The sequence below is a fragment of the Paenibacillus sp. MER TA 81-3 genome (assembly GCF_023713585.1).
GTDB lineage: Bacteria > Bacillota > Bacilli > Paenibacillales > Paenibacillaceae > Paenibacillus_B > Paenibacillus_B profundus.
Genome location: NZ_JAMAWB010000146.1, coordinates 1 through 255 on the forward strand (window position 1 = coordinate 1; position 255 = coordinate 255).

Genomic DNA, 255 nt, shown 5'->3' on the forward strand with positions numbered 1-255 from the left:
GAGATTTCCCAATTAGTAAGACCCCTTGAAGACGACGAGGTAGATAGGTTCGGGGTGGAAGCACAGCAATGTGTGGAGCTGACGAATACTAATCGGTCGAGGGCTTATCCTAAGCAATATGATTCGAGGCAGTTGAAACTTTCGCGTTCAGTTTTCAAGGTGCAAACCCTTGAATACCTGTTTGGTGGCGATAGCGGAGGGGTTCCACGCGTACCCATCCCGAACACGACCGTTAAGCCCTCCAGCGCCGATGGT

The 255-nt window shown here is 51.4% G+C and carries 2 rRNA genes; both read left to right on the forward strand.

The features are described 5' to 3' along the window. A 23S ribosomal RNA gene (locus tag M3650_RS31620) occupies nt 1-112 on the forward strand; the annotation flags it as partial. Nucleotides 113-180: 68 nt separating this feature from the next. Beyond that, a 5S ribosomal RNA gene (gene rrf, locus M3650_RS31625) occupies nt 181-255 on the forward strand; the annotation flags it as partial.